The sequence below is a fragment of the Burkholderia sp. USMB20 genome (assembly GCF_000949135.2).
In the GTDB taxonomy this organism is placed as follows: Bacteria; Pseudomonadota; Gammaproteobacteria; order Burkholderiales; family Burkholderiaceae; genus Burkholderia.
This window is the reverse complement of record NZ_JTAN02000008.1, coordinates 1-12,729: the sequence shown is the minus strand read 5'-3', so window position 1 is coordinate 12,729 and position 12,729 is coordinate 1. Positions and strand designations below refer to the sequence as shown.

Genomic DNA, 12,729 nt, shown 5'->3' with positions numbered 1-12,729 from the left:
GCGAAACAAAAAACGTGGCAGCCAAGCCTGGCAAGGGATTGCGCGGAGGCGTCCGGCGGGTCGTTGGCAAAAACCAACGGCGTTGCGCGGCGGCGGACCCGGCTGCGTATCCCGTCCGGTTGGCGCGGGTCAAAAAACGGGCAATCGACGATTCATTCGGCGAAATACCGATGAAAATCTTTGAAACCCTTGTCGTTATTGGGTTTGCGCTGCGCTATCATAGCAACGCCGTACCGCGGGGTGGCCTTCCGGCAAACCGGACGGCACGTCGCGCGGGCCAGGATTCGGCGCTGTGCCGTCGAAGTCTGACTCTCGACGGCACGGTTCGCGCACGTATAATCGGCGCGTTCGCGCTGTTCGTGTCAAACCTAACCTGAAAAAGGAACCTTAATGAACAAACAGGAACTGATCGACGCCGTCGCCGCCCAAACGGGCGCCAGCAAGGCTCAAACCGGCGAAACGCTGGACACGCTGCTCGAAGTCATCAAGAAGGCCGTGTCGAAGGGTGATGCGGTTCAGCTGATCGGCTTCGGCAGCTTCGGTTCGGGCAAGCGCGCAGCACGTACGGGCCGCAACCCGAAGACCGGCGAAACCATCAAGATCCCGGCAGCCAAGACGGTCAAGTTCACGGCTGGCAAGGCGTTCAAGGACGCCGTCAACAAGCGTTAATCCAGCGCCTGTTCCAGGAAAAAAACCCGCCGTTCGGCGGGTTTTTTGTTGGGCGCGCGCGGCATTTTCGCCACAGTTCGCGCCACTCTTGCAAGATTTAACGGTTGCCTTTCGCAGGCCGTTTTTACCGAGTATTACGCGTGCACGATCTGCGTATCGCCGGGATCGTCGTCGTCGTGCGCATCGACATCCCACACCGGAAACGGATCGTCGAACGCGCTCCATTGCGCCGCACCGAGCGCGAATTCCGCATCGGTGAGCAGGCATGCGTCGAGTTTCGCGCGCCATGCGTCGGCATCGAGCGCGATGCCGATCAGCACCAGTTCCTGACGGCGATCGCCGACCGAGCGGTCGTCGAGGTCGCCCTGCCACTCCGTGCGAATTTCGGCGAGCAACTCGTCGTCGTCCGGCCATTCCGCGCGATCCTGCGCGGCCCACCAGAGGCCCGCCGGGCCATGCCGGCATACGCCACCCGCCTGCGACAGCGAGCCCGCGATGTCGTTGCGCGTCGCGAGCCAGAAGAAGCCCTTGCTGCGCAGTACGCCCGGCCATTCCTGATGCAGCAGCGCCCAGAGCCGTGCCGGATGAAACGGCCGGCGCGCGCGGTAAACAAAATTGCCGATGCCGAATTCGTCGGCTTCGCCATGCACGTGCGCATGATGCGGATCGTGGCACTCGGGATCGTCGCAATGCGTGTGATCGTGATCGAGCGACGCGAGCCAGCCCGGCGCGTTCGCGGCCTCGTCGAAATCGAAGCGGCCGGTGTTCAGCACTTCCTCGAGCGGCACGTTGCCGAACGTCGACACGACCTGGTGCGCGCGCGGGTTGAGCCGCGCGAGGATGTGCTGCAGACGCGCGAGTTCTTCCGCGCCGACGAGGTCGGTCTTGTTGATCACGAGCACGTCGCAGAATTCGATCTGCTCGATCAGCAGCTCGACGAGCGTGCGATCGTCTTCGTCCGATGCGGCGATGCCGCGCGTCGCGAGCGCGTCGTCGGAACCGTAGTCGCGCAGGAAATTGTAGGCGTCGACCACGGTGACGAGCGTGTCGAGCCGCGCGACGTTCGACAGCGATGCGCCGTCGTCGTCGACGAACGTGAAGGTTTCGGCGATCGGCATCGGCTCCGCGATGCCGGTCGATTCGATCACGATCGCGTCGAAGCGGCCATCCGCCGCGAGATTGCGGATCTCGACGAGCAGGTCGTCGCGCAGCGTGCAGCAGATGCAGCCGTTCGACATCTCGACCAGGCGTTCCTCGACATGCGACAACGCCTGCGCATCGCGTACGAGCGACGCGTCGATGTTGACCGCCGCGAGATCGTTGACGATCACGGCGACTTTCAGGCCCGCGCGGTTCGCGAGGATGTGATTGAGCAGCGTGGTCTTGCCGGCGCCGAGGAAACCGGACAGCACGGTGACGGGCAACGGCTGGTTCATTGCCGGATTCATAACGATTTGCACCAACGGAAAAGAGGGAAAAGCGGCCGCGGCGTCCTGGCGGGGCGCGATCGGCCCGGAGCCGGTCGCCCGGGCCGGTCGAAACCGCGGCGTGAGATCCGCATTGTGCATCAAACGCGCGCCGGCCGAGCGGCACGGCGTCGGCAAGCGCCGCGGCGCGGCGTCACTGCTCGGGCGGCATCAGCTTCCACTGCGTCAGGATCCCGGCGATCTGCCGCGCATACTTGTCGCGCAGCGACGGCGTTTCCGAATGATAGGCGCCGACGGCCTGCCATGTGTTGCCGTAGCGATTCATCTTCTGGCGCAGGTGCCAAGCGGCGATGTAGACGTTCTTGCACGGCTGCATCAGCGTGTCGCGGCCGATGCCGTAGCGCGACAGCGCCGGCAGGTGGATCGAATTGATCTGCATCAGGCCGTAGTCGACCGAGCCGTTCGTATTCTTGTTCAGCGCGTCGGGCCGGTTGTGCGACTCCTGCCACGCGATCGCGCGCAGGATCAGCGGATTGACCTTCTGGTAGCGGGCGGCCTCGTCGAAACAATCCGCGCGTGCGCTTCCGCAGGCGAACCACACGCCGGCGGCGATCAACGCGATCGAAGCGAACCGTCTGTTCATGGTGCGGAAAACGAAAGAAATGGGCGCAAGGATCGGGAAAACCCGTGTCCGTTATTCGTGCGACTGGAAACGTGCCGCCCGTATCATACCGAGAGTCCGTCACGTGGCGACATGCGAACGACGGCTGCCCGTTTATACCGCATTTTCGTGTCGATTCATCGCAAAAACGACGGCGATGGACGGCAGCCCGGGTCGGCGCCGAAATCTTACATATTGCATACGGTGCGCCGGATACATGTCGTATGTGAGACAGTCCTCGGCTCAATGTGATATTCCGGACATGAAAAGCTGCTAATGTCGCCTCTTTCGGACCTGGATCCCAGCACTACCGCCGGAAGTGGCCTGAGCCGGCATCGACCCATTCATCCATGACAAGAAATCGCTTCGTTATGCGGCGCATCGCGACGACCCTGATCGTCGCCGGCATCATCGTTTCGCAGGCCGCCTACGCTCAGGTCACGCTCAATTTCGTGAATGCGGACATCGACCAGGTCGCCAAGGCGATCGGTGCCGCAACCGGCAAGACCATCATCGTCGACCCCCGCGTGAAGGGGCAGCTCAATCTCGTGGCCGAACGTCCGGTGCCGGAAGACCAGGCGCTGAAGACGCTGCAGTCGGCGCTGCGCATGCAGGGCTTCGCGCTCGTGCAGGATCACGGGGTGCTGAAGGTCGTGCCGGAAGCCGACGCGAAGCTGCAGGGCGTGCCGACCTATGTCGGCAATGCGCCGCAGGCGCGCGGCGACCAGGTCATCACGCAGGTGTTCGAGCTGCGCAACGAATCGGCGAACAACCTGCTGCCGGTGCTGCGGCCGCTGATCTCGCCGAACAACACGGTCACCGCCTACCCGGCGAACAACACGATCGTCGTCACCGACTACGCGGACAACGTGCGCCGCATCGCGCAGATCATCTCGGGCGTCGACAGCGCCGCGGGCGCGCAGGTCCAGGTCGTGCCGCTGCGCAATGCGAACGCGATCGACCTCGCCGCGCAGCTGCAGAAGATGCTCGACCCGGGCGCGATCGGCAACAGCGACGCGACGCTGAAGGTGTCGGTCACGGCCGACCCGCGCACCAACTCGCTGATGCTGCGCGCGTCGAGCGCGTCGCGCCTCGCGGCCGCGAAGCGCCTCGTGCAGCAGCTCGACGCGCCGAGCGCGGTGCCCGGCAACATGCACGTCGTGCCGCTGCGCAACGCCGACGCGGTGAAGCTCGCGAAGACGCTGCGCGGGATGCTCGGCAAGAGCAGCGGCGACAGCGGTTCGTCGGCGTCGTCCAACGACGCGAACAGCTTCAACCAGGGCGGCGGCTCGTCGCAGAGCGGCAACTTCTCGACCGGCACGTCGGGTACCCCGCCGCTGCCGTCGGGCGGCCTCGGAGGTTCGTCTTCTTCGTCGGCCTACGGCGGCAGCGGCTCGTCTGGCGGCGGCCTCGGCACGGGCGGCCTGCTCGGCGGCGACAAGGAAAAGGGCGACGACAACCAGCCGGGCGGGATGATCCAGGCCGACTCGGCCACCAACTCGCTGATCATCACCGCGTCCGACCCGGTCTACCGCAACCTGCGCTCGGTGATCGACCAGCTCGACGCACGGCGCGCGCAGGTCTATATCGAAGCGCTGATCGTCGAGCTGAACTCGACGACGCAGGGCAACCTCGGCATCCAGTGGCAGGTGGCGAGCGGCCAGTTTCTCGGCGGCACGAACCTGAACCCCGGGCTGGGCCTCGGCAACAGCATCATCAACCTGACGGCCGGCGGTGTGGCCAACGCGGCCGGCGGGATCACCGGAGGCGGGCTGGCCTCCAACCTCGGGCAGCTGTCCCAGGGGCTCAACATCGGCTGGCTGCACAACATGTTCGGCGTGCAGGGGCTCGGCGCGCTGCTGCAATACTTTGCGGGCGTGAGCGACGCGAACGTGCTGTCGACGCCGAACCTGATCACGCTCGACAACGAGGAAGCGAAGATCGTGGTCGGCCAGAACGTGCCGATTGCAACCGGCTCGTATTCGAACCTGACGAGCGGCACGACGAGCAACGCGTTCAACACCTACGACCGTCGCGACGTCGGCCTGACGCTGCACGTGAAGCCGCAGATCACCGACGGCGGGATCCTGAAGCTGCAGCTCTATACAGAGGATTCGGCGGTCGTCGCCGGCACGACCAGCGCGCAGACCGGCCCGACCTTCACGAAACGGTCGATCCAGTCGACGATCCTGGCCGACAACGGCGAGATCATCGTGCTCGGCGGCTTGATGCAGGACAACTATCAGGTATCGAACAGCAAGGTCCCGCTGCTCGGCGACATTCCGTGGATCGGCCAGCTGTTCCGTTCGGAATCGAAGGTGCGCGCGAAAACCAACCTGATGGTGTTCCTGCGCCCCGTGATCATTTCCGATCGCGGCACCGCGCAGGAAGTCACGGCCAACCGTTACGACTACATCCAGGGCGTGACGGGCGCGTACAAGTCGGACAACAACGTGATCCGCGACAAGGACGATCCGATCGTCCCGCCGATGCCGCTCGGCCCGAGCCAGGGCGGCACGCCGGCCGGGAACCTGTTCGATCTCGACAAGATGCGCCGTCAGCAGCTGCAACGCCAGGTGGCGCCGGTGCCGGCCCAGCCGCTGCCGGAGGCAACGCCCGCGCAGCCGCGGAGCGTACCGCAGCAGGCCGTGCCGCAACAGCCGCTGACCGCCACGCCGGGAGCCTCGCAGTGAGCGACGTGCGCGCGTCCTCCGCTCACGACGGCACGCCCGGCGAACGGCAGCCGCCGTCGCCGCTCGCCGCGCGCCTGTTGCCGTACGGCTTCGCGAAGAGCGGCCAGGTGCTGATCGCGCACCAGCTCGACGACACGCTCGAGGTGTGGATCAGCGAACGCACGAACGATGCGGCGCTCGCCGAAATCGCGCGCAACTTCGGCTCGATCTCCGTGCATCGCGTGCCGGCCGACGAGCTCGCGCAGGCGATCAACCAGGCCTACGCGCGCCAGGACGGCAGCGCGGCGCAGATCGTCGGCGAGGTCGAAGGCGAAGTCGACCTGTCGCGGCTGATGCAGGACATCCCCGAAGTCGAGGATCTGCTCGAATCGGAAGACGATGCGCCGATCATCCGGATGATCAACGCGCTGCTCACGCAAGCGGCGCGCGAACAGGCGTCGGACATTCACATCGAGCCGTTCGAGAATGCCTCGGTCGTGCGGTTCCGCGTCGACGGCACGCTGCGCGACGTCGTGCGCCCGAAGAAGGCGCTGCACGGCGCGCTGATCTCGCGGATCAAGATCATGGCGCAGCTCGACATCGCCGAGAAACGCCTGCCGCAGGACGGCCGCATCACGCTGCGCGTCGGCGGCCGGCCGGTCGACGTGCGCGTATCGACGCTGCCGACCGGGCACGGCGAGCGCGCGGTGCTGCGTCTGCTGGAAAAGGACGCGCAGCGCCTGAACCTCGAAGCGCTCGGGATGGGCCGCGACACGCTCGTCCAGTTCGACAAGCTGATCGGCCGCCCGCACGGGATCGTGCTGGTGACGGGCCCGACCGGTTCGGGCAAGACGACGACGCTGTATGCGTCGATGTCGCGGCTCGAAACGGCGACGACCAACATCATGACCGTCGAGGATCCGATCGAATACGACCTGTCCGGCATCGGCCAGACGCAGGTGAACGAGCGGATCGGGATGACCTTCGCCCGCGCGCTGCGTTCGATCCTGCGCCAGGACCCGGACGTGATCATGATCGGCGAAATCCGCGACCTCGAAACCGCGCAGATCGCGGTGCAGGCGTCGCTCACGGGCCACCTCGTGCTCGCGACGCTGCACACCAACGATGCGGCGTCCGCCGTCACGCGCCTGACCGACATGGGCGTCGAGCCGTACCTGCTCGCGTCGTCGCTGCTCGGCGTGCTCGCGCAGCGCCTGGTGCGGCAGCTGTGCCCGGTCTGCAAGGAAGAGCGGCAGGAGGAAGGCCGCACCGTGTGGCATCCGGTCGGCTGCGACAAGTGCGGGCATTCGGGCTACGCGGGCCGGCGCGGCGTATACGAACTGCTGGTGGTCGATGATTCGATCCGCACGCTGATCCACCGCAACGCGGCCGATGCGGAGATTCTCGCCGCGGGCCGCGCGGAAGGGATGCGCACGCTGCGCGACGACGCCGAGCGCTGGCTCGCGGCCGGTGCGACGTCGCTCGAGGAAGTGCTGCGCGTGACGGGAGGCGCATAGCGCGATGTCGGCATTCCGTTTCGAAGCAATCGATGCGGCCGGGCGCGCGCAGAAGGGCGTGATCGATGCCGACAGCGCGCGCGCCGCGCGCGGCCAGCTGCGCACGCAGGGGCTCACGCCGCTGGTGGTCGAGCCGGCCGCCAGCGCGAGCCGCGGCGCGCGCTCGCAGCGCCTCGCGTTCGGCCGCAAGCTGTCGCAGCGCGAGCAGGCGATCCTCACGCGCCAGCTCGCGAGCCTGCTGATCGCGGGGCTGCCGCTCGACGAGGCGCTCGGCGTGCTCACCGAGCAGGCCGAGCGCGACTACATCCGCGAATTGATGGCCTCGATCCGCGCGGAAGTGCTCGGCGGCCACTCGCTCGCGAATGCGCTGGGCCAGCATCCGCGCGATTTCCCCGAAATCTACCGCGCGCTGGTCGCGGCGGGCGAGCACACCGGCAAGCTCGGCATCGTGCTGTCGCGCCTGGCCGACTACATCGAACAGAGCAACGCGCTGAAGCAGAAGATCCTGCTCGCGTTCACGTATCCGGGGATCGTCACGCTGATCGCGTTCGGCATCGTCACGTTCCTGCTGAGCTACGTCGTGCCGCAGGTCGTCAACGTGTTCGCGAGCACGAAGCAGCAGTTGCCGATCCTCACGGTCGTGATGATGGCGCTGTCGGATTTCGTGCGGCACTGGTGGTGGGCGATCCTGATCGCGGTCGCGCTCGTCGTGTGGGTGGTGAAGGCGACGCTGTCGCGCGACGGGCCCAGGCTCGCGTTCGACCGCTGGGTGCTGACCGCGCCGCTCGCGGGCAAGCTCGTGCGGGGCTACAACACGGTGCGCTTCGCGAGCACGCTCGGCATCCTGACCGCGGCCGGCGTGCCGATCCTGCGCGCGCTGCAGGCCGCCGGCGAGACGCTGTCGAACCGCGCGATGCGCGCGAACATCGACGACGCGATCGTGCGCGTGCGCGAAGGCTCCGCGCTGTCGCGCGCGCTGAACAACGTGAAGACGTTTCCGCCGGTGCTCGTGCACCTGATCCGTTCGGGCGAAGCGACGGGCGACGTGACGACGATGCTGGATCGCGCGGCGGAAGGTGAAGCGCGCGAGCTCGAGCGCCGCACGATGTTCCTGACGAGCCTGCTCGAGCCGCTGTTGATCCTGGCGATGGGCGGGATCGTGCTCGTGATCGTGCTGGCCGTGATGCTGCCGATCATCGAGCTGAACAACATGGTGCAGTGACGGCCCGACCGCCGGTCAGGCCGCCGCCGTTCAACGCATGTAGATCGCGGGGGACGGCGTGTTCGCGGGGAGCTGGACTTCGGCGCGCGCGCCGTTGCGGTCGACGATGATCGAGCGGTTGCGCACTTCGGCGAGCTTCGCTCCGGGCGCGAGCTCCGCGCCGAGCGACACGGCGCGCGGCGGCTCGCCGCCGATGCCGACGATCGCGGCGCCGCCATGATCGAGCGCGAGAATGCCGAACAGGTGGATGTCCTGCACGGGATTCTTGTCGAGCTGGCCGCCGAAGAGCGCGGCGGCGTCCTCGGTGCGGATCGGCAACCGCGCGGCGGCGGCGGGCAGCGGCGCTTCGCGGGCCGACAGCGTGACGACCCAGTAGGTGGCCGTCGCGCACAAACCCGCGAAGAGGGCTAGGGAGAGGATCCGGATCGAGAGCGCGTTCATGCGCGCTATTGTACGGATGTATATGAAATTTGCGTTGGGTGAAAGCCCTCGGCAGTGCGCGCCTTACAATGCGTGCTCCGCGCCCGGGGGAAACGGAAGCTGGCCGTCAGGCAAACGTCCGGAATGCGCCGGGTGCGTCACTTAATCGACGACATTTTTTGGAAGAGGTAGTCAGTCATGCAAACGTGGATCACTCGCCGTAATGCGGCCGTGCGCCGTCAGCGCGGTTTCACGCTGATCGAGATCATGGTGGTGGTCGCGATCCTCGGGATCCTGGCGGCACTGATCGTGCCGAAGATCATGAGCCGTCCCGACGAGGCGCGCCGTATCGCCGCGAAGCAGGACATCGGCACGATCATGCAGGCGCTCAAGCTGTACCGGCTCGACAACGGCCGCTATCCGACCCAGGAACAGGGCCTGAACGCGCTGATCCAGAAGCCGACCACCGATCCGATCCCGAACAACTGGAAGGACGGCGGCTATCTCGAGCGCCTGCCGAACGATCCGTGGGGCAACGGGTACAAGTACCTGAACCCGGGCGTGCACGGCGAGATCGACGTGTTCAGCTACGGCGCCGACGGCAAGGAAGGCGGCGAGAGCAACGATTCCGACATCGGTTCGTGGCAGTAAGCCTGCGCTGACCGTCCCGACGTTCTCCCCGTTCTTCACTCCATGCCCGCCCCTCGCACGCCCTTGCACTCCGCTCGCGCTCGCCGCGATGCCCGCGACGGCCGCGTGCGGCGCGGCGCGGCCGTGACCGTGGCACGCGCACGCGGCTTCACGCTGCTCGAGATGCTCGTCGTGCTCGTGATCGCGGGCCTGCTGGTGTCGCTCGCGTCGCTGTCGCTGACGCGCAATCCGCGCACCGACCTGCGCGAGGAAGCGCAGCGCATCGCGCTGCTGTTCGAGACGGCCGGCGACGAAGCACAGGTGCGCGCGCGCCCGATCGCGTGGCAGCCGACCGCGCACGGTTTCCGCTTCGACGTGAGCTCGCCCGACGGCTGGCACACGCTGCGCGACGACGTGCTGCGCCCGCGCGACTGGGACGGCGGCGTCACGGGCGCCGATATCGACTATCCCGGGGCCGACACGCGCGCGAGCCGCGTCGTGTTCGGCACGGAAAGCATCGACACGCCGGTGCGCGTGACGCTGCATTCGGCGGTCGGCAGCGCGACGATCGTCGGCACCGGCAACGGCCGCTACGAGGTGCAATGACGATGCGTCGTCGCCTGCCCTTTCCGGCCGCTTCCCGCCCCCCACGGGGACTCCCTTCGGGGCACCCCAGGCGTGCTTCCTCCGGAGACCGGCCCGCGGCCGGCCTCGTCGGGGCGCGCGGCTTCACGATGATCGAGGTGCTGGTCGCGCTCGCGATCATCGCGGTCGCGCTCGCCGCGTCGATCCGCGCGGTCGGCACGATGGCGACCAATGCATCCGATCTCCACCGCCGGCTGCTCGCCGGCTGGAGTGCCGACAACGCGCTCGCGCAACTGCGCCTCACGCATGCGTGGCCGGAGGTCGGCGAACAGAGCTTCGACTGTTCGCAGGGCAACCTGCAGCTGGTCTGCACGCAGCGCGTGAGCACGACGCCGAACCCGGTGTTCCGGCGCGTGCAGATGTCGGTGAGCATGCCGGGGCGCGCCGGCGTGCTCGCGCAAATGGTGACGGTGGTCGCGAATGAAACCAGCCGTCCGCTCTGACGCGCCGATGCCGCGCCGGCCCCTGCGCGCCGCCGGCTCGCGCCGCGTACGCGGCTTCACGCTGATCGAACTGATGATCGCGATCGCGATCCTCGCGGTGGTCGCGATCCTGTCGTGGCGCGGGCTCGACCAGATCATGCGCGGCCGCGACAAGGTCGCGGCCGCGATGGAAGACGAGCGCGTGTTCGCGCAGATGTTCGACCAGATGCGCATCGACGCGCGGCTCGCCGCGACCGACGACGAAGCCGGCCAGCCGGCGATCGGCGTCGCCGGCAACACGCTGCAGATCGTCCGCGAGCTCGACGTGCCGGGCGCCGCGCCGCGGCTGCAGGTGGTCCGCTACCGGATCGCCGGCGGGCGCGTCGTGCGCTATGCATCGCCGCCGCTCGACGGCGCGAACCGCCTGCGCGACGTGCTGAAGGACAGCAGCGTCGACGGCTGGAGCTGGGTCGCGCTGATGAGCGGCGTCGGTGCGATCGACGCGAAGCTGTACGTGCCGCGCGTCGGCTGGACCACCAACCTGCAGACGGCCAACGACGCGCTCACGCAGAACAACGATGCGCTGAAGGTGCCGCAGATCGGCAACGCGCCGCCGGCGCGGGCCGTGACGGGGCTGCAGGTCAGCATCGGCGCGACGTCGCTGCGCGTGCCCGTCACGCGCATCTTCCTCGTCGGGGAATGACGATGCGCGCGCGCCCTCACCGTACCCGGTTCGCCGCGCGTGGCGCCGTACGCGGCCGCCGCGAGCGCGGCGCGGCGATCATCACCGCGCTGCTCGTCGTCGCGCTGTCGGCGATCCTCGTGTCGGGGATGCTGTGGCGCCAGCAGGTGCAGATTCGCCGCATCGAGAACCAGCGCGTGATCGCGCAGGCGCAGTGGGTCGCGCGCGGCGCGCTCGACTGGACGCGCATGATCCTGCGCTCCGAAGGCGACACGGCGCCCGGCATCACCTATCTCGGCGGGATCTGGGCCGTGCCGATCGCGCAGACGAAGCTGTCGGATTTCCTCGGCCGGATCGGCGCGCCGAACGACAACGGCGGCGAAGACACCTACATCTCCGGATCGATCGAGGACGCGCAGGCGAAGTACAACCTGCGCAACCTCGTGTCGTCACCGGCGCCCGGTGTGCTGCAGCTCAACGCAATGCAGCTCCAGGCGTTCCAGCGGCTGTTGACGACGCTCGGTTACGACGGCGCGCTCGCGAAGCGGATCGCGCTGCAGATGCGCGCGGGCCTGATGCACTCGGCGACGCGTTTCCAGACGCCGACGCTGCCCGGCGCCGGAACGGCCGCGACCGCGCCGGTGCCCGGCGGCGACACGGCCGGCAACTTCACCGACGAGCCGGGGATGTCCGACGGCGACCGCGGGCCCGCGCCGCTCGTGATGACCGGCGTCGACAGCCTGCTCGACGTCGACGGCGTCACGCCCGAAATGATCGCGCGGCTGCGCCCGTTCGTCACCGTGCTGCCGACCACGACGCCGGTGAACATGAACACCGCGCCGGCCGAGGTGATCGCGGCGCTGATGCCGGGGATGAGCGTGTCGTCCGCGCAGGCGCTCGTAGCGCGGCGCGAGACCGTGTTTTTCCGCAACGTCGGCGACGTGCAGCTCGCGCTGCGCGGTGCCGGCGCGCCGAACGTGACGATCGACTCGAGCCTCGTCGACGTCAATTCGAGTTACTTCATCGTGCATGGCCGGATTCAGCACGATCGCGCGGAGGTCGATCGCACCTCGCTCGTGTATCGTGATCCGACCACGCACTCGACGCGGGTCGTGCGCATCCGCGACCAGCTATAACGACGCCATCCGGGAGAGGAGCTCTTGAGCACGCTGATTGTTTCTTTGCCGCCGCGCGAGCCGGCCGTGCCGTTGCAGGAATGGCAGTGGCCCGAGCTGCCGTTCACGCTCATGGACAAGGCCGGCCAGGTGCAGCGCGCGGGCCGCGCCGCGCTCGCGCTGCTGCCGCGCGCGAACGCGACGGTGCTGATCGTCGCCGCGCGCGACGTGCTGCTGCTGGCCGCGACCGTGCCGCCGCTCAAGGGGCCGAAGCTGCGCCAGGCGCTCCCGAACATCGTCGAGGATCAGCTGATCCAGGATCCGCTCGGCTGCCATGTCGCGCTCGATCCGGTCGCGCTGCCCGACGGCCGCCGCGTGCTGGCCGTCGTCGACCGCGCGTGGTTCCGCGCGATCTGTGATGCCTTCACCGCGGCCGGCCACCGGCACCTGAGCGCGGTGCCCGCGACGCGCTGCCTGCCCGCACCGCGCGCGCCGGCGGCGGAAGCTGCACCGGATGCGCATGCCGACGGTGAGGCCACCCAAGCCGACGCGCTCACGGATGCGGTCGAGCCGCCTGCGCGCCCGACCGCGGTCGCCGCGGTGCTCGGCCTCACGACGGCGCGCGCGGGCGCGCTGCGTCACACCCA

The 12,729-nt window shown here is 68.0% G+C and carries 14 protein-coding genes; 11 read left to right on the top strand and 3 right to left on the bottom strand.

Going from position 1 to position 12,729, the window contains the following annotated elements:
* Positions 1-14: 14 nt before the first annotated feature.
* Entirely contained in the window at positions 15-377 is a 363-nt protein-coding gene (locus tag PL79_RS10625) for a hypothetical protein (RefSeq protein WP_135801032.1), read from the top strand.
* Positions 378-390: 13 nt separating this feature from the next.
* Positions 391-669: an HU family DNA-binding protein gene (locus tag PL79_RS10620; protein ID WP_006401505.1), complete on the top strand. Its 279-nt coding sequence runs from the start codon at positions 391-393 to the stop codon at positions 667-669.
* 134 nt (positions 670-803) lie between these two features.
* Here PL79_RS10620 and PL79_RS10615 read toward each other — a convergent pair whose 3' ends face one another.
* Together PL79_RS10615 and PL79_RS10610 are read right to left on the bottom strand one after the other, a co-directional pair.
* Positions 804-2,117 (bottom strand): GTP-binding protein, encoded by a 1,314-nt coding sequence (locus tag PL79_RS10615; protein WP_044845213.1) that lies wholly within the window; start codon positions 2,115-2,117, stop codon positions 804-806.
* A 172-nt stretch (positions 2,118-2,289) separates the two neighbouring features.
* Positions 2,290-2,739: a lytic transglycosylase domain-containing protein gene (locus PL79_RS10610; protein ID WP_044845212.1), complete on the bottom strand. Its 450-nt coding sequence runs from the start codon at positions 2,737-2,739 to the stop codon at positions 2,290-2,292.
* Between the two features lie 368 nt (positions 2,740-3,107).
* Here PL79_RS10610 and gspD point away from each other — a divergent pair, with 368 nt between their 5' ends.
* The 3 genes from gspD to gspF are packed head-to-tail and all read left to right on the top strand — an operon-like array spanning position 3,108 to position 8,168.
* Positions 3,108-5,450, top strand: a complete 2,343-nt coding sequence (gspD, locus tag PL79_RS10605; RefSeq protein WP_044845211.1) for a type II secretion system secretin GspD — start codon at positions 3,108-3,110, stop codon at positions 5,448-5,450.
* A complete protein-coding gene (gspE, locus tag PL79_RS10600) occupies positions 5,447-6,946 on the top strand; it encodes a type II secretion system ATPase GspE (RefSeq protein WP_044845210.1) in 1,500 nt (499 codons plus the stop codon). The genes gspD and gspE overlap by 4 nt, the downstream gene beginning before the upstream one ends.
* A gap of 4 nt (positions 6,947-6,950) precedes the next feature.
* Positions 6,951-8,168 carry a type II secretion system inner membrane protein GspF gene (gene gspF, locus PL79_RS10595; RefSeq protein WP_044845209.1) on the top strand — a complete coding sequence of 406 codons (1,218 nt, stop codon included), beginning with the start codon at positions 6,951-6,953 and terminating at the stop codon, positions 8,166-8,168.
* 30 nt (positions 8,169-8,198) lie between these two features.
* Here the strand turns inward: gspF and PL79_RS10590 are convergent, their stop codons facing one another.
* On the bottom strand, positions 8,199-8,609 hold the full coding sequence (locus tag PL79_RS10590; RefSeq protein ID WP_044845208.1) for a hypothetical protein: 411 nt from the start codon (positions 8,607-8,609) through the stop codon (positions 8,199-8,201).
* 177 nt (positions 8,610-8,786) lie between these two features.
* Between PL79_RS10590 and gspG the strand changes: the two genes are divergently transcribed.
* The 6 genes from gspG to gspL form a co-directional block, all read left to right on the top strand.
* Positions 8,787-9,239, top strand: a complete 453-nt coding sequence (gene gspG / locus PL79_RS10585; RefSeq protein WP_027783126.1) for a type II secretion system major pseudopilin GspG — start codon at positions 8,787-8,789, stop codon at positions 9,237-9,239.
* A gap of 42 nt (positions 9,240-9,281) precedes the next feature.
* The gene (locus PL79_RS10580) at positions 9,282-9,824 is read left to right on the top strand and encodes a GspH/FimT family pseudopilin (protein WP_044845207.1); all 543 of its coding nucleotides are present in this window, start codon (positions 9,282-9,284) and stop codon (positions 9,822-9,824) included.
* Between the two features lie 2 nt (positions 9,825-9,826).
* Positions 9,827-10,306, top strand: coding sequence for a type II secretion system minor pseudopilin GspI (gene gspI, locus PL79_RS10575; RefSeq protein WP_374692776.1), 480 nt, complete (start codon positions 9,827-9,829; stop codon positions 10,304-10,306).
* Positions 10,284-10,988: a PulJ/GspJ family protein gene (locus PL79_RS10570; RefSeq protein ID WP_082088526.1), complete on the top strand. Its 705-nt coding sequence runs from the start codon at positions 10,284-10,286 to the stop codon at positions 10,986-10,988. Before gspI ends, PL79_RS10570 begins: the two co-directional genes overlap by 23 nt.
* A 2-nt stretch (positions 10,989-10,990) precedes the next feature.
* The gene (gspK, locus tag PL79_RS10565) at positions 10,991-12,103 is read left to right on the top strand and encodes a type II secretion system minor pseudopilin GspK (protein WP_044845247.1); all 1,113 of its coding nucleotides are present in this window, start codon (positions 10,991-10,993) and stop codon (positions 12,101-12,103) included.
* A gap of 24 nt (positions 12,104-12,127) precedes the next feature.
* Positions 12,128-12,729 (top strand): type II secretion system protein GspL (gene gspL / locus PL79_RS10560; RefSeq protein WP_235879250.1); only part of this gene is annotated, 602 nt, incomplete at its 3' end.